We start from the raw sequence: 22,127 nt of genomic DNA, 5'->3' as shown, positions 1-22,127 counted from the left end.
TGACCGACCGGAGAACCTGCGCAGCGCGCGTCTGTTAACGCACTTAGGATTCGAAACCGAAGGCAAGGCACGCGCCTACCTTCAGATCAATGGCGCCTGATCAATCCTAAAATGGACTGAGCCATCAGCAAGCCCGCGAGCAGCTGTTGCTCGCGGGGCATGGCTACACCTCAAAAGTAAGTCGTAGCCCCGGCAAAAAACGCCCGGCCCGGCACATAGAACGTCGTCGAACCATCCCGCGCATCTTCATCCAGCAAGTTCTGCACGCCACCATTGAGCGTCAACCACTTGGTCACGGCCAGGTTCGCCGTCAGGTCGTAGGTGGTGTAGGACTTGACGAAGTCGTTACCCACACCCCGCTGCTTGCCGACATGCTGCGCCGACAGTTCGGTGTTGAGTGTGTCGGTGGCTTGCCAGTTGATTGCACTGAAAGCCGACAACTTGGGCGCGCTGATCAGGTCTTCGCCGGTGGACAGGTTTTTGCTCTCCAGCATGTAGGTGGCGTTGGTGCGCCAGTCCAGGGAATCGGTCAGTGGTACGCGAACCGAGCCTTCCCAGCCGCGGGTGCGCGCTTCTTCGACGTTTTCCAGCATGGTCCACCAGCGACCCTGGAACTGGCCCAGTGGCGCGTATTCGATCTTGTCTTCGAAGTCGGTGTGGAAGTAGGTCAGGCTGGCCTCCCAACCGTCACGGTCGAAGGACACGCCTATTTCCTTGTTGACGCTGGTCTCTGGCGACAGGTTCGGGTTACCGGCCATCCAGCAACTGCCGCTCACATAACCCAGGGGTTTCAAGGAGCCGCAACCGCGACCGCCGGATTCAGTGGCGGCACCGGCGCTGCCCTCTTTCAGGCTTGGCGCACGGAAGCCCTTGGACACACCGCCGCGCACGGTCCAGTCCGGGTGCGGATGGTAGACCAGGTACGCCCGCGGGCTGTTGTGGTTGCCATAGTCTTGACTGTGGTCGAAACGGTTGCCCAGGGTCAGGGCCAGGTTGTCGAGCAGGTACAACTCATCTTCGATAAACGCGGCCGAGTAGTCACCCTTGAGCGACGAACCGGAAACCGCAGCGCCCTGGTAGTCCACAGGCACCGTGCCCAGGGTGTCGCTGTTGGTCAGTTCTTCACGCTTCCACTGCCCGCCCACGGTCATGCGCTGGCTGAGCAACAACTCAAACGGAATGTTCAGGCTGCCTTCGGCGATTTTCTCTTCGGCGCTGGATTTGCCCCAGTCGATGTCGTTCTTGAATTTGTTCAGGTACAGGTCGACCTTCGAGGTACCGAAACTCCAGTCCCCACTGTGGGACACAGAGTAGCTGTCGCGAATCAACCGCCCAGGACCGAAGCCAGCGCCGAGGGTTTCGCCCCAATCGCCAAAGGTCTTTTTGCTCGACCAGGAGCGCTCGACGCCATGCACGGCCTCGAACGACAGGCTTTGCTCGTCATTGATTTTCCAGTCGAGCAAGGCGTTGACGCTGTGGTCCTTGGCGCCGCCAGCGCCGTCGCCGTACATGAACTCGCCATCCTTATCCAGGCGCGCCGTGACCTCATCGGCGGCCCGCCGGGTCAGGTTGGCGCCCAGGCGCAGGCCCACGGACTCGGTCAACGGCCCGGACAGGTTGAGGCTGGTCTGGGTGGTCTGGCCACGGTCGGAATCTTCGGGAATCGTGGTGTTGACGTTGGCCGAACCGCTCCAGGTGCTCGAGACCTTGCGCGTGATGATGTTGATCACCCCGCCCATGGCATCCGAGCCGTACAGCGACGACATGGGGCCGCGCACGATCTCGATGCGCTCAATCATGTTCGGGGTGATCCAGTTCAGGTCCTGGCGCGCCAGGTCGCGGCGATAGCTCAAGTCTCCGGAACCACCGAGGCGTTTGCCGTCCACCAGGATCAAGGTGTACTTGTCGTCCAGGCCACGCAGTTTGATTTTCGATTGCTCGCCCACCGGGCCGAAGCCACCGGTGACCCCGGGTACACGCCGCAGCAGGGTATTGAGGTCGTACACCGGCTGGCGCTCGATTTCTTCGCGGGTAATCACGCTGACGCTGGCCGGTGCGTCGCGCAGGTCCGTGGCGCCGCCGGTGGCGGTGACGAATGAGGTATCGAGTTCGGTGACGGCGTGTTTATCGACCTCGCCAATCTCTTCTGCCTGCAACACGGGGGCGGCGATCAGCACGCCGGCGGTGAGGAAAAGAGAGCTGAAAAGGCAGGGAGGGGTTTTCATTGCAAACAGTCCTTGTTGGGCCAATATGCACCATGGTGGAGCATTAAAGGCCAAGGATCGTAATGCAAATCCTTATCATTTAGAAAGACGTTTTTGAAAAATCTCGCAACAACCCCATGCGGTTGAAACAAATTTGTTGTCTGCGCCACGCCTGGTCATAGGCCAAGATGGCCGAGAACGCCGAAGCCGGAGGGGGGATTTTGACGCTCCTGTCTCCCGCTGTTAGTGTCCGCCCTCCTCCCCGCAGATATCTGCCAGGTGCGTTTTACCCGCCAAGCATCACCCCAGGGACAACAGATCATTCTCAAAATGAACGGAGTTCAGCGCGTGCTTTTCAACCTACGCTTGCAGCGCCTTACCAGCCTCTCGGTGATCATCGCCGCCCTCAGCCTCGGTGCCTGCAACAGCACCAGCACCCCCGACCTGCCGCCCGCCCCGGAGCTGGGTTCGGGTTATCGCACGGACATGACGGTACGCCACGCCGAACGCCATATGGCGGCGGCGGCCAACCCGCTGGCGGCCGAAGCCGGGCGCAAGATCCTGCGCCAGGGTGGCTCGGCGATTGACGCGGCCATCGCCATGCAAGCGGTGCTGACACTGGTGGAGCCGCAGTCCTCGGGGATCGGTGGTGGCGCCTTTATCATGCTGTGGGATGGCAAGCAGGTACGGGCCTATGACGGCCGTGAAACGGCACCGGCCGGCGCCACGGCCGATATGTTGTTGAAGGCCGACGGCACACCGATGGCGTTTACCCAGGCGCAGATCGGTGGTCGTTCAGTCGCCACCCCCGGTGTGCTGCGCGCGCTGAAGATGGCCCACGAACACAGCGGCCGCCTGCCTTGGGCGCAGTTGTTTGCGCCGGCGATCCAGCTGTCCGAGCAAGGCTTTGCGATTTCCCCGCGCCTGCACAGCCTGATCGCCGCCGACCGCTACATCAGCCAGTCACCGGACATGGCGGCGTACTTCCTCAACGCCGACGGCAGCCCGAAAGCCACCGGCACCCTGTTGAAAAACCCGGCGCTGGCCAATGTGTTCAAGCGCATCGCCAAGGAAGGACCCGACGCGCTGTACCACGGCCCGATCGCCGAAGAGATTGCACGCAAGGTCCAGGGTCATCAGAACACGGGGCGCCTTGCACTGAACGATCTCAAGGGCTACCGCGCCAAGGAGCGCGCGCCGCTGTGTACCGACTACAAGCGCTGGCAAGTGTGCGGCATGCCACCGCCCTCTTCAGGCGGGGTGGCCATTGCGCAGATCCTCGGCACCTTGCAGGCCCTCGAAGCCCGCGACCCACGCTGGGCCCTGGCGCCGCTCAAGCCGGTGAAGAGCGCGACAGCCGCCGGCCTGGAACCGGTGCCCGAAGCGGTGCATCTGATTGCCGAAGCTGATCGCCTGGCTTACGCCGACCGTGGGCAATACGTCGCCGATACGGACTTCGTCCCGGTGCCGGTCGCGGGCCTGGTCGCCCCCGGCTACCTGGCCAGCCGCGCAGGATTGATCGGCGAACGCAGCATGGGCGTGGCCAAGCCCGGCCAACCGATGGGCGTTCAAGTGGCCTACGCGCCGGATCGCTCGCCGCTGCGCATTTCCACCTCGCAAGTGGTGGCCGTGGATGACCTGGGTGGCGCAGTGTCGATGACCACCACCATCGAAGCCGCGTTCGGTTCCCACGTCATGGTTCAGGGCTTCCTGCTGAACAATCAGATGACTGATTTTTCCTTTATCCCCGAGGAAAACGGCCAGCCGGTGGCCAACCGCATCGAGCCGGGCAAACGCCCCCGGTCGTCCATGGCGCCAACCCTGGTCTTCGACCGCCAAAGTGGCGAGCTGCTGGCCACGGTCGGCTCCCCCGGCGGATCGCAGATCATCGAATACGTGAGTAAATCCCTGGTGGGCATGCTCGACTGGAACCTCGACCCGCAAGCCGCCATCAGCCTGCCCAACTTCGGCAGCCGCAACGGCGCGACCGAGCTGGAGCAAGGGCTGTTCAGCGAGCCGTTGAAGGCGGCGCTCAAGGAACGAGGGCATACCTTGAGCGAGATCGAGATGACCAGCGGCACCCAGGCCATCGTGCGAGTACGCGATGCCCAGGGTAAGGCGACCTGGAGTGGGGGCGCGGATCCGCGTCGTGAAGGGGAAGCGTTGGGGGATTGACCCAGGGTTGTATCGCCTTTACGGGCCTCATCGCCAGCAAGCCGGCTCCTACAAAGTTAACGGCAGAATACGCCATACCCTGTAGAAGCTGGCTTGCCGGCGATGGCGGTTGAAGCTTAGCGACTGATCTTCAGCCCCTTGCGCATCCCATGCCGCTCCAGCGCCAGCTCGATCAGGCGGCTGACCAGTTCGCTGTAGCTCATCCCCGCCGCCTGCCACAGCTTGGGATACATGCTGATGCGCGTGAACCCTGGCAGTGAGTTGACCTCATTGATCAGTACTTCACCGTCCTCGCAAAGAAACACATCGACCCGCGCCAGCCCGGCGCAGCCCAGCACTTCAAAGGCCTCGACGGCCAGGGCACGAATGCGTTCGCTGGCTTCGACGCTGATGTCCGCCGGCACCAGCACTTGGGCGGCCTGGTCGTCGATGTACTTGCTGTCGTAGGAATAGAAGCCGTCACGCACCACGATCTCACCACAACCGCTGGCGATGGGACGCTCGTTGCCCAGCACCGCGCATTCGATTTCGCGGCCTTTGACGGCAGACTCCACCAACACTTTTTCATCGAAACCCAGGGCCAGTTCAATCGCCGCCAGGTACTCGGCTTCGTCAGCCACCTTGCTCACGCCCACCGAGGAGCCTTGGTTGGCCGGTTTGACGAACAGGGGCAACCCCAGCTTTTGCCGAGCCTGATCGAAGGTTGTGCGTGCCGCGTTGCCACGGTTAAGGGTGATAAAGGGCGCCACGGCGATACCGGCATCACGCAACAGGCGCTTGCTGATGTCCTTGTCCATGCACACCGCCGACCCCAGCACGTCGGAACCCACAAACGGCAGGTCCGCCATGCGCAGCAAGCCTTGCAGGCAACCGTCTTCGCCGAGGGTGCCGTGGACGATGGGGAAGATCACATCGACGTGTTCCAGCAAGCCCTGGCCCGAGGTTTCCACCAGTTGCTGGCTGGCCTTGCCCGGCACCACCGCCAGTTCGCGGTTGGACTGGTTGAGGGCGATCAGCGCCGGGTTTTCCTGGTTGAGCAGAAAGTTCGAGGTGTCGTTGAGGTGCCAGTGGCCGGCCTTGTCGATGCCGATCAGTACCGGCTCGAAGCGCGTGCGGTCGAGGGCGTCGACGATGTTGCGTGCCGACTGCAAGGACACTTCATGCTCGGCCGAACGCCCACCAAAAATAATACCTACCCGCAACTTGCTCATAACCTGCCTCACATTTGAAATGTTGGGTTTATTACCACGAGCGGTCAGCAGCCTGCCACCGTTGAGGCCGCGCACAATCGTTCAAGACCCTGGCAGACAGCCGCCCCAGACTCAGTTAACGTAACTCCATCCGACATATTTCGAAAACATCCCATGGGCAAACCCACTGCAAATATCGACTGGCTGCACCGGGCGCCTCATGCCAGCGGCCTGGAGCGGATCGAGGCATATTTCTCCGGGTTCGGCTTCGACCCTCATCGCCACGATACGTACGCCATCGGCCATACCCTGTTCGGTGTGCAGAGCTTTCATTATCGCGGCGGCCAGACCCACAGCCTGCCGGGCACGACCATGGTGATCCACCCCGACGAAGTCCACGATGGCTGGGCCGGCAGCGACGAGGGCTTCAAGTACCGGATGATTTATGTGGAGCCGGCGCAGATCCAGCAGGTTCTCGGCGGCAAGCCGTTGCCGTTTATCCACAACGGGCTGTCCAACGACCCATGGCTGCACCGGGCCTGCCAGGCCTTTGTGCAGCAGCTCGACTGCCCGCTGGACCCGCTGCAGGAGCAGGACGCGTTGTTCGACCTGGCCCACGCCCTGAACAACGCGTCGGGCATCAGCGTCAGCCGCAAGACGTTTGATTACCAGGCCGCCGAGCGGGCCCGGGAATTTATCCACAGCGCCCTGGGGCGCAGCATCACCCTGGATGAAATGGCCGCGCACTGCGGGCGGGATCGTTGGGCCTTGTCGCGGGACTTTCGCCTGTTGTTCGGCACCAGCCCCTATCGTTACCTGACCATGCGCCGCCTGGATCTGGTGCGCAACCTGCTGGGCCAGGGCCAGTCACTGGTGGATGCGGCGCTGATCGCCGGGTTCACCGACCAGAGCCACATGACCCGGCAGTTTCGCAGTACCTTTGGCATACCGCCTTCGCGGTGGGTGAAGATGCTAGGCCGATAAGCCAATAGAAACGGTAGGACCAAGCTCGCTCCTACAGAAAATCCAAGCCGCCTGCAGAACAGGTCCGGACCGCAATGACCCCAGCCTCATTGCCACCAGCGCCCCGAGTGTGAGAAGAAAGGATGCGCTACCACCACCGCGAGGTTTTCCACGGATGAACCTGACATTGACGCCCCCCCAGTGGGATGACGTGAACGAGCTGCTGGCGTTCGAGCTGGCCAATCGGGCCTTTTTCGAAAGTTGGATCAATGCCCGGCCCGAGGCTTACTACAACGTGGAAGGGGTACAGCGCGCCATCGAGAGTGCGCTGCTGGAGGCCAGTGAAGACCGCGCCTATCAGTACCTGATCCGCGAAAACGGCGTGCTGGTGGGGCGGATCAACTTTACCCAGGTGCGCCGCCGCTACTATCACTCAGCGTCCCTGGGCTATCGCATGGGGGCCGAGTTCACGGGGCGCGGCCTGGCCCGGCAAGCTGTGGCACTGGGCCTGCAAAAAGCCTTTGGCGAGCACGCCCTCAAGCGCATCGAGGCCACTGTGCGCCCGGAGAACCCGGGTTCGTTGCGGGTGTTGCAGCGCAGCGGTTTTACCCAGTATGGGCATTCACGCAAGGCGTTCCTGCTCGACGGGCAGTGGTTCGACCTATTGCTGTTCGAGGTCCATGCCCCCTGACAAACACAGCTCCTGCCTTTGAGCCGGCCTGCGGCCTAGCTGGATAACTGATTGGCAAACTGGCCAACCGCACTCACTACTTTCTGCGCGCCGTCCTGGATCTCGACGATCACCGTACCGGCCTCGGCCGCCAGGGACAGCCCCTGCTCGGCCTGCAGCCGGCCATCGGTCATCAGCGCCACGGCATCGCGGGCCATGTCCTGGTTCTGGCGCACCACGCCGACGATTTCTTCAGTGGCTTTGCTGGTACGCGAGGCCAACTGCCGCACTTCATCGGCCACCACCGCAAACCCGCGCCCCTGCTCGCCGGCACGGGCCGCTTCGATGGCGGCGTTGAGCGCCAGTAGGTTGGTTTGCTCGGCAATCCCGCTGATGGTCTTGACGATACTGCCAATCACCTGGGACTGAGCATTCAGGGCCTCGATCCCCTCACCCGCCTGTTCCATGTGTTTGGCCAGGTCGCGCATCACCTCCACCGCCTGGGTGACCACGGCGGTACCGCGCTGGGCGCTGCTGTCGGTTTGCAGCGAGGTGCTGTAGGCAATGTTGGCAGCCTCGGCCACCGCGCGTTCCTGATTGATCTGGTCGGTGATCACCGTGGCGAACTTGACCACTTTGTACAGCCGGTTATTGGCATCCAGTACCGGGTTATAGGACGCTTCCAGCCAGACCTCGCGACCATGGGCGTCGACACGCTTGAAGCGCCCGGCCACAAACTCACCGCTGTTCAAACGCTTCCAGAACGCCTGGTACTCGGCGCTGTTGTAATCCTGCGGTTCACAGAACATACGGTGCGGCTTGCCCAGGATCTGCGCCAGGCTGTAACCCATGCCCTGCAGGAAACGCTCGTTGGCAGCCAGCACGTTGCCATTGAGGTCAAACTCGATCACCGCCGTGGAGCGCACCAGGGCGGTGATCAGGTTTTCGTGCTCGCGGGAGGCTTCGATGGTGCGGGTCAGGTCGCTGGAGTACACCGAAAACCGCTTGATGCGCCCATCCGAGCTCCGCACCGGCTGCACGATGGAACGCAACCACGCCTCCTTGCCGTTGCCGCGCAACAGGCGCACGGTGCCGGCATAGTGTTCGCCACGGCTCAGGGCGTTGTTGAAGCGCTGCTGGAATTCATCGCGTTTCACATGCTCGGGCACAAACCCGTGAATGGCATGGCCCAGCAGGTCGCTGGATTTGTAGAGCATTTCGTCGAGGAAGTTCTGGTTGACCGACTCGATCCGGCCCTCGGGGTCCAGGCTCAGTGCCAGCATCTCGCTCTCCAGGCTTTCCTGGACCTGCTGAAGGCTGGACAGTTCTTCGCGAAGAGCGGACAGCTCCTGCTTCAAGCGGGTATTGAACATAGGAACACCAGAGGGCAGAGATGAGTGGTTTATCTAACCATCGGCGCTTCTGGCGTTTTCTGAAGAGGGCTTGAGTGTTCGACTCAACTATTTTTTCAGTCCCTCAACAGCCGTTGTGACGGGGCCGCCTCAGGACCTGGGACTCCAAGGTAACCAACGCCGCGTTTCAGGGGGCTCGCGTGCGGATTGCCAATCCGTCATCCCGTGTGGAGCTGGCAAAATTGTAATGCGCATGCCACCTCGGCGTTATCCGCTGTTTGCAACTATGAGCCGGGCTCCCCTTATCAGGGACAGCTCTCCAATAAGAACGCCCCAGGCGACTAAAAAGCTCATAGCTGCCAACACCGAGGAGCGATACATGCGTACTAACCGCACACTTTCCCTTTCCATCATTGCGGCACTGGCCAGCGCTGCACCGCTGGCGGGCATGGCCGCAGGAGATAAACCCGAGGGTTTTATCGAAGGCAGTACGTTGAACGTGCTGGCACGCAACTTTTACTTCAACCGCGATGACCGCAAAGGCCAGTCCAGCCCGACCGGCAACGGCTACTCAGAGGCGTGGGCCCAGGGCCTGATCGGCAAGTTCGAGTCCGGGTTCACCCAAGGCACTGTAGGGTTTGGCCTGGATGCCTTTGCGATGTATGGCTTGAAGCTCGACTCCGGCACCGGGCGCAGCGGCGGCCGGGGTTCCTTCGACATGTTGCCGGTGGACAGCGACAATCGCCCTGAAGACGACTACAGCAAACTCGGCGGTGCCGTAAAAATGCGCCTGTTGGATACGGTGGTCAAAGTCGGCGATGTCTTTCCACAAACCCCGGTGGTGCATTACGGCGACTCACGCCTGCTGCCGGAAAGCTTTCGCGGCGTGACCCTGGAAAACACCAGCCTGGAAGGCTTGACCCTGCAGGGCGGACGCTTGCACGCCATGAGCCAGCCGAACAGCAGCAGTATGCGTGAAGGCTTCGCGACGTTTTATGCCGGCAACCTCAACTCGCCCTGGGTCGGTTACTTCGGTGGCGACTATCAGTTGAACCCGCACCTGAGCCTCAGCCTCTACAGCAGCCGCTTGAAAGACGCCTGGGACCAGTACTACTTCGGCACCGCCGCCAGCTATCCGCTGACGGAAGAAGTCTCGCTGTTTGGCGGTTTCAACTACTACAACACCCAGGACGAGGGTAAAAAACTGCTGGGCGAACTCAACAACAACATCTGGAGTGCCAAGCTCGGGGTCAAGGTCGGCGCCCATCGCCTGGCCCTGTCGCACCAGCGCAACAACGGCAACAATGACTTCGACTACCTGCGCCAGTCGGACTCGATCTTCCTCGACAACTCGATCCAGTACAGCGATTTCAACTCGCCGAAGGAGCGCTCGTGGGCGCTGCGCTACGACCTGGATATGCAGCCCTTCGGCATTCCCGGCCTGTCGTTCATGACCCGTTATGGCAAAGGCACCGGCGCCGATTACAGCAACGCCAACGCGGTATATATGCGCCGTGATGCCGCGGGCGACCCGCTGACTGACCAGCGCCGCTGGGAGCGCGACATCGAGGCCAAATATGTATTTCAGGGCGGCAGTTTGAAAGACCTGTCCCTGCGCATTCGCCAGGCCACGGTGCGCTCCAGTGCCTTTGAATCAGACCTGGAAGAGTTCCGGCTGATCATGGAGTACCCGCTGGCCATCCTCTGATAGGCCCCAACGGCAAGTGCTTACATTCACTTGCCGTTGACTAGCACTTCTTCACAATTGGCAGTCTGTCAGAACTGTAATATGCGCCTCACGTTCTCGTTAAGTTGCACTTCATATACTGCCCGCATCGACCGGCCGAGTAGCTTTGGGCAACTAACGGCACGGGTCTTTTGCGGAGAAGGTTGATGAAGGTACTGCATAGTTTATTCACCGGTTTGCTCATTGCGGCCTCCACCGCAGCGCTGGCCGACGATGGCGGCGAGCGCTCCCGTCAGTTGCTGGCTGAATTTCGCCAGCAACAGCAACAAATCCATGGCACCCAAGTGCTAGCCCAGCAAACACCCGCGCCCTCGACCTGAGCGGCGCACTCCGAGCACATTCATCTCTTGAAGCTTTTTTTGTGGAGCTCCTTTGGAAGGAGATGAATTTTTAGCGCCCTCACGGGCGCTTTTTTTTGCCTGCCCAGTGGAGTCAAAGCCCCGCCCACAGCGACCAATCGTCGCACCTGTGCCCAAACAGCATGATTGCGCGGGATGCGCCTTGACCCTGAAGTAGCTTCAAGGCTCAGAATTTTCCTACTTTTGGGACTACAGCCCTTATCTCGCGTAGCTCCCGTCGCCTATCCGCTTACCAGTATGAGGTCAATCTGCATGCGTATCCTTGTGGTTGAGGACGAGCCAAAAACTGCCGACTACTTGCATCAAGGCTTGAGTGAAAGTGGTTATGTCGTCGATTGTGCCGCCAGCGGCATCGACGGCCTGCACCTGGCCGAGCAACACCGCTACGAACTGGTGATCCTTGACGTCAACCTGCCCGGCAAGGACGGCTGGCAGGTGCTGGAACAACTGCGCCGCAACAACACCTTGCGGGTGATGATGCTCACCGCCCGTGGCCGGCTGGCCGACAAGATCAAGGGCCTGGACATGGGCGCCGATGATTACCTGGTCAAACCCTTCGAGTTTCCCGAGTTGCTGGCCAGGGTGCGTTCATTGCTGCGACGCAGCGAGCCGATTGCGCTGCCGGAAGTATTCCGCGTCTCGGACCTGGAGCTGGACCCACGTCGCCACCGAGCGTACCGGGGCACGCGGCGCATCGACCTGACCACCAAGGAGTTCACGCTGTTGCAGGTTTTGATGCGCCAGAGCGGCGAGGTCCTGACGCGCACGCAGATCATTTCCCTGGTGTGGGACATGAACTTCGACTGCGACACCAACGTGGTGGAGGTGTCGATCAGCCGGCTACGGGCCAAGATCGACGACCAGAGCGAGGTCAAGTTGATCCATACCATTCGTGGCGTGGGCTATGTGCTGGAAGCGCGCCAATGAGACCTGGCAGTTTATCCATGCGCCTGGGGCTCACCGTCAGCCTGATGGGCGCCGGCCTGGTGCTGTTGCTGGCGACCCTGGCGTACCTGGCCCTCACCCACGAGCTGGAAAACCTCGCGCGCAAGGGCCTGGAAAGCAAGATGGAGCAGATCCAGCACAGCCTGCTGCAGGATCTCAACACCCGCGACATCAGCGCCCGGCCCCATTCGCTACTGGACCTGGTGATGGGCCACGACAATTTCTACCTGACCATCATCGGCCCGTCGCCCGCCAATACGGTGCTGCTGAGCGTCGGCGCCAAACCCCAGGAACCCTTGCTGCTCGACTTTGCCGCCAGACCGACCCTGGGCTTTTTCAACTGGACCGATGGGCGCGGCAACCAGATCCTCAGCGCGTCGAGCCTGATGCCCCTGCACACCGGGGAGAAGGTGCGGGTGCTGCTGTCCCTGGACCGCTCCGACGACCAGGCGCTGCTCAGTGCCTATCTGCAATCCACGGTTATCGCCCTGCCGCTGTTGCTGATCCTGATCGGCATGGGCGCCTGGTGGCTGGTGCAGCGCGGGCTGGCACCGTTGCAGCAATTCAGCCGCGTCGCCGGCAAAGTCACCACCCAGGACCTGAGCCATCGCCTGGCCGTCGAGAATCTGCCCCGGGAACTCAGCGAACTGGCGCGGGGCATCAATGTGATGCTCGACCGGCTGGATGCCGGTGTGCAGCAGTTGTCGCAATTCTCCGACGACCTGGCCCACGAACTGCGTGCGCCCCTGACCAACCTGATGGGCAAGGCCCAGGTGACACTGTCCCGCGCCCGGGCGCCCGACGAGTACAAATCGGCGCTGGAGTCCAGCACCGAAGAGCTGGACCGCTTAGCGCGGATCGTCGCCGACATGCTGTTTCTCGCCCAGGTCAGCCATCCGGCGGCGCGGGTGTCGTTTACCACGGTGAACCTGCGGGATGAAGCGCTGCGGGTCATGGACCTGTTTGCCTTGAGCGCCGAAGACAAAGGGTTGCGCCTGAACCTGGCCGGCGACGCCTGGGTCCTGGGGGATCGGCTGATGATCCAGCGGGCCATTTCCAACCTGCTGTCCAATGCGATCCGCCACAGCCCGCACGGCTCTGGCATTGCATTGCAGATCGACAGCCACGACCAGCGCGTTTCACTCACCGTGAGCAACCCTGGCGCAGGCATTGAAGCGCAACACCTGCCCCACCTGTTCGAACGTTTCTACCGCGCCGACAACAGCCGCGCCCGCAGCGAGGGCGGCACCGGGCTGGGCCTGGCGATTGTGCGTTCGATCATCAGCCTGCACCAGGGCCAGGCCGAGGCCACCAGCGTGCTGGGTGGCGTGACCTCGTTCCGACTGATATTCCCCGCCCTGTCTGCCGCCCCAAAAGCCCCGTAGCAACCCTCTTAGTGGTCCGGCCCCCTGCTGAACATGCTTGCCATGGCCAGCAGGGGGTTTGTTGTGGTGAGGGGCTTGCCCCGCTCCCCCAAGGTCACTGGGGCTCCTGCTCCTCATCGCGACGATGGGCCCAGTGGTAGAGCGCAGGCAGTACCAGCAACGTCAGCAGCGTCGAAGAAATAATCCCGCCAATCACCACCGTCGCCAGTGGCCGTTGCACTTCAGCGCCGGTGCCGGTGGCCAGGGCCATGGGGATAAACCCGAGGGACGCGACCAGCGCGGTCATCAACACCGGGCGCAAACGGGTCAGTGCCCCCTCGTTGATCGCCACCGTCAGCGAACGCCCTTCCTCGCGCAGGTTGCGGATAAACGCGATCATCACCAGGCCATTGAGCACTGCCACCCCCGACAGCGCGATAAATCCCACCCCGGCGGAAATCGACAACGGAATATCGCGCAACCACAGCGCCATGATCCCACCGGTCAGGGCGAAGGGAATCCCGGTGAACACCAGCAACCCATCCTTGAGGTTGTTGAACATCATGAACAACAAGCCGAACACCAGCAGCAATGCCACCGGCACCACCACCTGCAGGCGCTCGGACGCTTCCTTGAGTTGCTCGAACTGGCCGCCCCAGGTGGTCCAGTAGCCGGCGGGGATTTTCACCTGTGTCGCCAACGCGTTTTCCGCCTCGGCAACAAAGGAACCGATATCCCGCCCCCGCACGTTGGCGCTGACGATCACCAGGCGCTTGCCGTTTTCGCGGCTGATCTGGTTCGGGCCCAGCACCAGGTCCAGGCTGGCCACTTGCGACAAGGCGATAAAGCCCAATTGCCCCGTGGTATTGCCGGCCAGCGCCGGGATCGGGATCAACAGCCGCGACAAGCCCTCGATATCGGTACGCAGGGTTTCCGACAAGCGCACCACCATGTCAAAGCGTCGGTCGCCTTCGTACATCGTGCCGGCCTGGCGCCCACCCACGGCCACCGCGATGGTGTCTTGCACATCGCCCACATTCAGGCCAAAGCGCGCGGCCTTGTCGCGGTCGATGTTGATGGTCAGCACCGGCAGGCCGGAGGTCTGTTCCACTTTCACTTCCGAGGCACCATCGAGCTTCTGCAAGGTTTCGGCAATCTCCCCGGCAGTCTTGTTCAGCACCGCCATATCATCGCCAAACACCTTCACCGCCACATCGCTGCGCACCCCGGAAATCAACTCGTTGAACCGCAGCTGGATCGGTTGCGACAACTCGTACTGGCTGCCCGGCACAATCGCACTGGCGCGCTGGATATCGGCGATCAGGGCTTCGCGGGATTTTTTCGGATCCGGCCACTGGTCCTTGGGTTTGAGCATCAGATAGGCGTCGGAAATATTCGGCGGCATCGGGTCGGAGGCAATTTCTGCGGTGCCGGTACGGGCAAATACCCGCTGGATTTCCGGCACCTGTTCCATCAAGGTTTTTTCCAGTTGCTGTTGCATCTGCACCGACTGCGTGAGGCTGGTGCCCGGCACGCGCAAGGCTTGCTGGGCGAAGTCACCTTCGCTGAGGCTGGGGATAAACTCGCTGCCCATGCGGCTGGCCACGGCGCCGGAGAGCACGATGGTCAACAGTGCCAGGCCAAACGCCCACGTACGGTGCGCCATCACCCAATCCAGCACCGGCGCATAACCCCGGCGCGCGTTGCGCATCACCCAGTTTTCGTCTTCCTTGACCTTGCCGGTGACGAACAGCGCAATCGCCGCGGGGACAAACGTCACCGACAGAATCATCGCGCCCAGCAAGGCCATGACCACGGTGAACGCCATGGGGTGGAACATTTTCCCGGCCACGCCCGTCAAGGCGAAGATCGGCAGGTACACCACCATGATGATCAATTGCCCAAAGATCAGCGCACGGCGCGCTTCCTTGGCGGCGGCGAACACTTCGTGCAGGCGTTCGCTGCGGGTCAGCAGGCGGCCGTGGCGTTGCTGCGCATGGGCCAGGCGGCGGATCGCATTCTCGACGATCACCACCGCACCATCGACGATAATCCCGAAGTCCAGCGCGCCCAGGCTCATCAGATTGGCGCTGACCTTGTTGGTGAACATCCCGGTAAACGTGAACAGCATGGCCAGCGGAATCACCATCGCGGTGATCAACGCCGCGCGGATATTGCCGAGGAACAAGAACAGAACCACGATCACCAGCAGCGCACCTTCGAAGAGGTTTTTCTTCACGGTGGCGATGGCTTTTTCCACCAGGTTGGTGCGGTCGTAAACCGTGACCGCGACCACGCCTTCGGGCAGTGAACGGTTGATCTCTTCGAGCTTTTTCGCCACGGCCTGGGACACGGTGCGGCTGTTTTCGCCGATCAACATAAAGACCGTGCCGAGCACCACTTCACGGCCATTTTCGGTGGCCGCACCGGTACGCAGCTCACGGCCGATATCGACCTGGGCCACATTGCGCACGCGGATCGGCGTGCCGTCCACGGTGTTGATCACGATATTGGCGATGTCGTCGATGGACGCCACCTGCCCCGGCGCGCGAATCAGCAACTGCTCGCCGCTGCGCTCGATATACCCGGCGCCAACGTTGGTGTTGTTGCGCTCCAGCGCCGTCACCAGATCACTCAAGGTCAGGTTGTAGGCCGCCAGGCGCTTGGGGTCCGGGGCGATCTGGTATTCCTTGGCAAAGCCGCCGATGGTATTGATCTCGGCCACGCCGGGCACGTTGCGCAACTGTGGCTTGATGATCCAGTCCTGGATCACCCGCAGGTCCGTCGGGGTGTAGGCCGAGCCGTCTTCCTTGCGCGCGCCGTCTTCAGCCTCCACGGTCCACAGGAATATTTCCCCGAGCCCCGTGGAAATCGGCCCCATCGCCGTTTCAATGCCGTCCGGCAGTTGCTCGCGGGCCACTTGCAGCCGCTCATTCACCAGTTGCCGGGCGAAGAACAGATCAGTGCCGTCCTTGAAGATCACCGTGACCTGGGACAGCCCCGAGCGCGACAGTGAACGAGTCTGCTGCAAGCCCGGCAGGCCGGCCATGGCGGTTTCGATGGGAAAGGTGATGCGCTGCTCGGTTTCCAGCGGCGAAAAACCGGCCGCCGCCGAGTTGATCTGCACCTGGACGTTGGTGATGTCCGGCACCGCGTCGATCGGCAGTTTCTGGTAGCTGGCGATGCCGACACCGGCCATCAGCAACACGGCCAGCAGCACGATGATGCGCTGCTCGATGGCAAATTGAATCAGACGTTCAAACATGGGCAATCACTCGCAGGATCAATGGGCGTGCTCGGCCGAAGCCTTGCCCAGCTCGGACTTGAGGACGAAGCTGCCAACGGCCGCCACCTGGGCGCCGGCCTCCAGGCCCTGGCGCACTTCGACGAAGCCGTTTTCACTGACCCCCAGCTCGACGTGGCGGGTGGCGAAGCCTTCGGCGGTGCGCACAAACAGCGACGGTTTGTCTTCCACGGTCTGGATCGCCTCCACCGGCACGGTGACCGGCGCCGAGTAGGTATCCGTGGCCACCTGCACCGCCACGAACAACCCGGGGCGCCACGAGTCGTCGGGGTTGGGTACGTTGACCCGGACCATTGCGGTGCGGGTCTGCTCGCCCAGCAAGTTGCCGACATAGGCCACGGTGCCCATCACATCGGTGCCCATTTCCGTGGAGCTGACCTTCACCGGCCGGCCCACCTGGACCTTGTTCAAGTCCTTGGGAAACACCCCAAACGTGACCCACACCTGGGACAGGTCCGACAGGGTGAAGGCAGCGCTGGTCTCACTCACCACTTCGCCGACACCCAGGTGTTTTTCCACCACCACCCCGGCAAACGGCGCACGCAACTCATAGCGATTGCCGCCGACCAGAACCGCGCTGCCGCTCAAGGCATTCATCTTTTGCCGCGCATTGTTCAGGGCGATCTCGGCTTCTTGCAGGGTCTGGCGGGCCAGCAGGTAATCCTGTTCGGCAGAGATTTTGTCCTGCCATAACTGGCGCTCACGCTGGAAGGTGGTGCGGGCCAGCTCGACCCTGCGTTCGCTGGCGGCCAACTCACTGCGCTGATCGGAAATCTGCTGGCTGGCGATCACCGCCAATAGCTCGCCCTGCTTGACCTTCTGACCAAGGTTGACCCTGACCGACTCCACCACACCCGCTGCACGGGGCACGATATGCGAGGTGCGGTCTTCATCGAATCGCACCTCGCCCGGCAACGACAGCACGCTGCTGATTTGCCGGGGTTGGGCCTTGGCCAGTTGAATGCCGGCGGCCTGGATCTGCTGCTCATTGAGCACCAGCACACCCTCTTCCTCTTCTTCCTCCGGTGCTTCGACGTGCGCTACCGGTGCCTGAGGCGCCACGCTGGTGGCCGGCCAAAACACTATCGCCCCGAGGGCGACGGCCACTGCAACGGCCAAAGCCAGGCCTTGTAGTTTGTTCATGGGGAACTCCTGAAAGATCAAATGCGGGCGAGGTCGCCGTAAATCCGTTCGATGCGCACCCAGGCATCGGTGGCCTGGGCGAGTGCGGCGAGGTATTGGGTGCGGGCGGCGATCAAGGTGCGCTGGGCGTCGAGTACCTCGAGGAAGTTGAACTTGCCCATCTCAAAACCACGGGTGGCGCTGTCCACCGCGCTTTGGGCGGCGGGCAGGATCACTTGGTTGAACGCGCGCACTTCACTGTTGGCCGTCGCCCACAGGTCCAGGGCCTGGCGGGTTTCGGTGCGCAGGCGCAGCTCGGTGGCGTTGCGCAAATCCCGGGCCTGGTCGGCACGGCGGCTGGCGGCCAGTACATTGCCCTGGTTGCGATTGAACAGCGGGATCGGCATCGATACGCCCACCAGGTTCACCCGCTCACGGACGCTGGCGTCGTACTGGCTGCCGATGGACACGTCGAGGTCGGGAATCCGCTGGGCCTTTTCCAGGCCCAGGCCGGCTTCCCGTTGCTGGATTTGCAGCTCCGCCAGGCGCAGCTCGGCGGTGCTCTCCAGGCGCGCCAGCAGTTGGGTGGCCGAAGGCAACGCCGGGGTGTTCAGGGCCCCTGACTCGACACGCTCAAAGCCGATGTTGGCGCTGCCAGTGATGGCGGCCAGGCGGCGATAGGCATCACTCACACCAATCTCGGCGCGGCTGCGCTCCAGGCGGATTTCCGAGAGCTGTACCTGGGCGCGGGTGGCTTCGACCGGCGACGCCTTGCCCGCCGTGACCCGGCCATTGGCAATCACCAGGCCGCGCTCGGCCAGCGCCATCGAGCGTTGGGCCAGCTCCAGGCGTTCCTGGGCCCGCAGCGCGCCATAAAAGCCCTCGATGACCTCGGCCCGCAGCAGGTTACGCCGCTGTTCCAGTTCCTGGGCGGCCGCATCTTGTGCCCGCGAGGCCACGTCGATGCGTGCCCCGCGCTTGCCACCCAACTCCAGGGTCTGGCTCAGCTTGACGGTGGTGGTGCGCGTGCTGCGGCGGGTGTCTTCGGCGTCCCAGGAGGCCACCGGGTTGGGGATCAGCCCGGCCTGTTGCCGCCCACCCTGGGCAATCTCGATTTCCCACTGGGCTGCGGCCAGGTCCGGGTTGCCGGCAAACGCACTTTGCAGGGCCGATTCAAGGGTCAGGGTCTGGGCGCTTGCCACTTGGGACAGCGCCAAGACCCCCACTACAGAGCACACAATTGTTCTTAAAAACGTTGGCATAACAAGCGTTCCACACCCATGAGTTGGCGGACAAATCCAAGCAGGGGCAATGTAGCTTTCGCTCCTTATCAGAGGGGTGGCCGGAACATTACAAATCCGTTAGCAAAGGCTCTGTTCCGGGCTTTTGCTTTAATCTGCGCGCAACTATGCAGATCCTTTCTCCTGCCCCGAGGCACGCTCTACATGCGAATCCTGGTTATCGAAGATGAACTGAAAACGGCGGAGTACTTGCTTCAGGGACTGAGCGAAAGTGGCTATGTGGTCGACTGCGCGGCCAGCGGCGCCGACGGTGTGCACCTGGCGCGGCAATACGCCTATGACCTGGTGATCCTGGATGTGAACCTACCGCTGATGGACGGCTGGGAGGTGTTGCAACGCATCCGCCAGAGCAGCAACACACGCATCATGATGCTCACCGCCCAAGGGCGCCTGGCCGACAAAATCAAAGGCCTGGAACTGGGCGCCGACGACTATCTGGTCAAGCCTTTCGAGTTTCCCGAACTGCTGGCCCGGGTCCGCAGCCTGATGCGCCGCAGCATCGAGAGCGCAGTGCCGGACGTGCTGCGGGTGGCCGATCTGGAACTGGACCAGGGTCGCCACCGGGCCTTTCGCGGCAACCAGCGGATCGACCTGACCACCAAGGAGTTTGCCTTGCTGCACCTGCTGATGCGCCAGAGCGGCGTGGTGCTGTCACGCACGCAAATCATCTCGTTTGTGTGGGACATGAACTTCGATTGCGACACCAATGTGGTCGAGGTCTCGATCCGCCGCCTGCGCGCAAAGATCGACGACCCGTTCGAGCGCAAGTTGATCCATACCTTGCGCGGGGTGGGCTACGTGCTGGAAGAGCGCGAATAGCGGTCAGTGCGTGAGGGGTTCCTGATGAAAGCCCGCGCCTTCGATCTGAATGGTGACGTGGGAAATATCGAATTGCTCATGCAGCAATTCCGTCACCTGGGCGAGGACCTGTTGCTCGCTGCCCTGCGCCGGGTCCACCACCAGATGGGTGCTCAGCACGTTCTTGCCGCTGGTCAGGGCCCAGATGTGCAAGTCATGCACCTCCCTGACCCCAGGCACCGCGTGAATGGCCTGCTCTACCGCGTCGATATCAATGCCGTCCGGCACACCTTGCAGCAGCACGTTCATGCTGGCCTTGAGCAGTGTCCAGGTTCGCGGCACCACCCAAAAACCAATCGCGGCGGCCACCACCGAGTCGACCCAGCCCCACCCGGTGAACATGATCAGCACGGCGGCAATGATCACCCCGATAGAGCCGAGCATATCGCTCCAGACCTCCAGGTAGGCGCCCTTGACGTTCAGGCTCTCGCCACTGGCCGCGCTGAGCAGGCGCATGGAAATCAGGTTGACGATCAGGCCCAGCACGGCAATCACCAGCATGCCGGTGGACTGGATTTCGGCCGGTGCCTGCAGGCGCAGGTAAGCCTCATAGAGGATGTAGAACGCCACCCCGAACAGCAGCAATGCGTTGAACGCGGCGGCGAGGATTTCGAAGCGCGCATAGCCAAAGGTGCGCTTGCGGTCCGCAGCGCGCTTGGCCACCTGGATGGCCACCAGGGAAATGGCCAGGGCCAGGGCGTCAGTCATCATATGGGCGGCGTCGGACAACAGCGCCAGGCTGCCGGTGACAAAGGCGCCGATCACTTCGGCAATCATGAAACTGCCGGTCAGGCCCAGGGCCATCCATAACTTGCGTTCATGACCGGCGCGTACGGTGGCGTGGCTGTGTCCTGCGCTCATGGCATGTCCTCGTGGGGGGATGTGCGCTGATCATAGAGCGATAAGGGGAAACCTTTGGTATGGATTTCACAATTGTCATAACGCTGCCAGCGGGGTGTTAACCACATGGGGGAGCGGGCTTGCTCGCGAAAGCAGTGGGTCAGTCAACATCAATGTTGGCTGGGCCGACGTCTTCGCGGCGATGCGGCGATCCGACAAGCCCGCTCCCACATTTGATCTTCACTGCTGTGAGCATTGCGTTCGCTTAACTGATCGGCATTCGGGCAAGCCCGTTCCCACAGGGGGAATGCGGCGGCTTTAAAAAACCGGGCGCCGGCTAAACCGCAATGCGCTGGCCACGCCCACCGCGCCCATCACCACACAGTAGAAAACGCAGATCCACGGGCTGGTGGGCATCAAGGCGATCAGCATCAACGGCGTGGTACTCGCCCACAGCGCGTAGGCAATGTTGTAGGTAAAGGAAATCCCCGACACGCGCACCGGTGCCGGAAACAGGCTGACCATCACCGAGGGCACCGCCCCCACCACCCCGCAACTCAACCCCGCGATGGCATAGGCCGCGCCCAGCCACACGCCGCCGGCAATCAGGCTGGCATAGAGCACGGCAATGCCCACCGGCAACAGCAGGCTGTAGACCAGCACCGCGCGCCAGGCGCCGATGCGGTCCACCAGCAGGCCGGCCAGCACACAACCGATGTTCAGGAAAACGATGCCCAATGCACTCAGGGCGAAGGTGTGGCTGGGGCTCATGCCGAAGGTTTTCTGCATCATGGTCGGCGTGATCACCACCAGCACCACCACCGCTGAGGTGAGCACACAGGTCAGCAACACGGCCGGCAGCAATGCCTGGCGGTGGTCACGCAACACCGTGCGCAGCGGCAGTTCGGCGTCGGCCTGGCGGCGCGCCTGCATGGCCAGGAACACCGGGGTTTCACTCAGCCAACGCCGCAGCCACACGCCGATCACGCCAAACACACCGCCCAGCAGGAACGGAAAGCGCCAGGCGTAATCGAGGATCTGTTCAGGGGTGAACATCTGCGCCAGCAATGTCGCGGTCAAGGCCCCCAGCAGGTAACCGAAGGTCAGCCCGGCCTGCAGGAACCCCAAGGCATACCCGCGATGGCCGGCGGGCGCGTGCTCGGCGACAAACACCCAGGCGCTGGGCACTTCACCGCCCACTGCCGCGCCCTGCAGGACGCGCAGCGCCAGCAAAATCAGGGGGGCGAAATAGCCGATTTGCGCGTAGGTCGGCATGATCCCGATCAGCAGGCACGGCAAGGCCATCATCAGGATACTCAGGCTGAACACGCGCTTGCGCCCCAGGTGATCGGCAAAGTGCGCCATCAGGATCCCGCCCAGTGGGCGCGCCAGATAGCCGGTGACAAAAATCCCGAAGCTCTGCAGCAGGCGCAGCCATTCGGGCATTTCCGGGGGGAAGAACAGTTGGCTCAGGGTCAGGGCGAAAAATACGAAAATGATGAAGTCGTAGATTTCCAGGGCACCGCCCAGGGCAGCCAGCCCCAGGGTTTTGTAGTCGGAGCGGGAAAAACGCTGCGCCTGTGGATAAGCGGTGGCAGTCATGAAGAGGCTCGGCAGACAAACAAAATGGCGTGCAGGTTATGAGCTGAACCGGATCCTGGCAATCGCCGCCGATATATTCGTTTTACTCATTGATCCATGAAAATAACAACATTCCCAAATAAATAGCCGTG

At 62.2% G+C, this 22,127-nt stretch carries 15 protein-coding genes and 2 pseudogenes; 8 read left to right on the top strand and 9 right to left on the bottom strand.

Features of this window, described 5'->3' with window-relative positions:
- Positions 1-170: 170 nt before the first annotated feature.
- Entirely contained in the window at positions 171-2,225 is a 2,055-nt protein-coding gene (locus PSH73_RS04035; protein ID WP_057442027.1) for a TonB-dependent receptor domain-containing protein, read from the bottom strand.
- 309 nt (positions 2,226-2,534) lie between these two features.
- Between PSH73_RS04035 and ggt the strand changes: the two genes are divergently transcribed.
- A complete protein-coding gene (ggt, locus tag PSH73_RS04030; protein WP_305461985.1) occupies positions 2,535-4,379 on the top strand; it encodes a gamma-glutamyltransferase in 1,845 nt (614 codons plus the stop codon).
- Between the two features lie 116 nt (positions 4,380-4,495).
- Here the strand turns inward: ggt and ddlA are convergent, their stop codons facing one another.
- Entirely contained in the window at positions 4,496-5,590 is a 1,095-nt protein-coding gene (gene ddlA / locus PSH73_RS04025; protein ID WP_057442032.1) for a D-alanine--D-alanine ligase, read from the bottom strand.
- Between the two features lie 153 nt (positions 5,591-5,743).
- Here ddlA and PSH73_RS04020 point away from each other — a divergent pair, with 153 nt between their 5' ends.
- Both PSH73_RS04020 and PSH73_RS04015 read left to right on the top strand, forming a co-directional pair.
- A complete protein-coding gene (locus PSH73_RS04020; RefSeq protein ID WP_057442033.1) occupies positions 5,744-6,553 on the top strand; it encodes an AraC family transcriptional regulator in 810 nt (269 codons plus the stop codon).
- Positions 6,554-6,707: 154 nt separating this feature from the next.
- The gene (locus PSH73_RS04015) at positions 6,708-7,223 is read left to right on the top strand and encodes a GNAT family N-acetyltransferase (protein ID WP_057442037.1); all 516 of its coding nucleotides are present in this window, start codon (positions 6,708-6,710) and stop codon (positions 7,221-7,223) included.
- A gap of 35 nt (positions 7,224-7,258) precedes the next feature.
- On the opposite strand, the pseudogene PSH73_RS26945 reads toward PSH73_RS04015, so the two are convergent.
- Together PSH73_RS26945 and PSH73_RS26940 are read right to left on the bottom strand one after the other, a co-directional pair.
- Positions 7,259-7,690: pseudogene (locus tag PSH73_RS26945) on the bottom strand (methyl-accepting chemotaxis protein); the annotation flags it as partial.
- A 156-nt stretch (positions 7,691-7,846) separates the two neighbouring features.
- Positions 7,847-8,485 (bottom strand): annotated as a pseudogene (locus tag PSH73_RS26940) (PAS domain-containing protein); the annotation flags it as partial.
- Between the two features lie 448 nt (positions 8,486-8,933).
- On the opposite strand from PSH73_RS26940, the gene PSH73_RS04005 reads away from it, so the two are divergent.
- The 4 genes from PSH73_RS04005 (at position 8,934) to PSH73_RS03990 (ending at position 12,990) form a co-directional block, all read left to right on the top strand.
- Positions 8,934-10,262, top strand: coding sequence for an OprD family porin (locus PSH73_RS04005; RefSeq protein ID WP_305461983.1), 1,329 nt, complete (start codon positions 8,934-8,936; stop codon positions 10,260-10,262).
- 185 nt (positions 10,263-10,447) lie between these two features.
- Positions 10,448-10,621, top strand: a complete 174-nt coding sequence (locus tag PSH73_RS04000) for a hypothetical protein (RefSeq protein WP_169990520.1) — start codon at positions 10,448-10,450, stop codon at positions 10,619-10,621.
- A 291-nt stretch (positions 10,622-10,912) separates the two neighbouring features.
- Positions 10,913-11,587 (top strand): heavy metal response regulator transcription factor, encoded by a 675-nt coding sequence (locus PSH73_RS03995; protein WP_057958269.1) that lies wholly within the window; start codon positions 10,913-10,915, stop codon positions 11,585-11,587.
- Positions 11,584-12,990, top strand: a complete 1,407-nt coding sequence (locus tag PSH73_RS03990; RefSeq protein ID WP_057442049.1) for a heavy metal sensor histidine kinase — start codon at positions 11,584-11,586, stop codon at positions 12,988-12,990. The genes PSH73_RS03995 and PSH73_RS03990 overlap by 4 nt, the downstream gene beginning before the upstream one ends.
- Before the next feature lie 94 nt (positions 12,991-13,084).
- Here PSH73_RS03990 and PSH73_RS03985 read toward each other — a convergent pair whose 3' ends face one another.
- From PSH73_RS03985 to PSH73_RS03975, 3 genes are read right to left on the bottom strand one after another with little or no spacing between them, the layout of a single operon-like run.
- Positions 13,085-16,234, bottom strand: a complete 3,150-nt coding sequence (locus PSH73_RS03985; RefSeq protein ID WP_220172697.1) for a CusA/CzcA family heavy metal efflux RND transporter — start codon at positions 16,232-16,234, stop codon at positions 13,085-13,087.
- An 18-nt stretch (positions 16,235-16,252) separates the two neighbouring features.
- On the bottom strand, positions 16,253-17,416 hold the full coding sequence (locus PSH73_RS03980; RefSeq protein ID WP_120731596.1) for an efflux RND transporter periplasmic adaptor subunit: 1,164 nt from the start codon (positions 17,414-17,416) through the stop codon (positions 16,253-16,255).
- Positions 17,417-17,433: 17 nt separating this feature from the next.
- Positions 17,434-18,657 carry a TolC family protein gene (locus PSH73_RS03975; RefSeq protein ID WP_057442054.1) on the bottom strand — a complete coding sequence of 408 codons (1,224 nt, stop codon included), beginning with the start codon at positions 18,655-18,657 and terminating at the stop codon, positions 17,434-17,436.
- Between the two features lie 183 nt (positions 18,658-18,840).
- Between PSH73_RS03975 and PSH73_RS03970 the strand changes: the two genes are divergently transcribed.
- On the top strand, positions 18,841-19,515 hold the full coding sequence (locus PSH73_RS03970; protein ID WP_057958264.1) for a heavy metal response regulator transcription factor: 675 nt from the start codon (positions 18,841-18,843) through the stop codon (positions 19,513-19,515).
- A 3-nt stretch (positions 19,516-19,518) separates the two neighbouring features.
- Here the strand turns inward: PSH73_RS03970 and PSH73_RS03965 are convergent, their stop codons facing one another.
- Together PSH73_RS03965 and PSH73_RS03960 are read right to left on the bottom strand one after the other, a co-directional pair.
- Complete coding sequence (locus PSH73_RS03965) at positions 19,519-20,415, bottom strand: cation diffusion facilitator family transporter (RefSeq protein WP_057442058.1); 897 nt, start codon at positions 20,413-20,415, stop codon at positions 19,519-19,521.
- A 297-nt stretch (positions 20,416-20,712) separates the two neighbouring features.
- Entirely contained in the window at positions 20,713-21,996 is a 1,284-nt protein-coding gene (locus PSH73_RS03960) for an MFS transporter (RefSeq protein ID WP_169990523.1), read from the bottom strand.
- Positions 21,997-22,127: the final 131 nt, after the last annotated feature.

The organism is Pseudomonas sp. FP2294, assembly GCF_030687625.1.
GTDB lineage: Bacteria > Pseudomonadota > Gammaproteobacteria > Pseudomonadales > Pseudomonadaceae > Aquipseudomonas > Aquipseudomonas shahriarae.
This window is presented reverse-complemented; position numbering and strand designations above follow the sequence as displayed.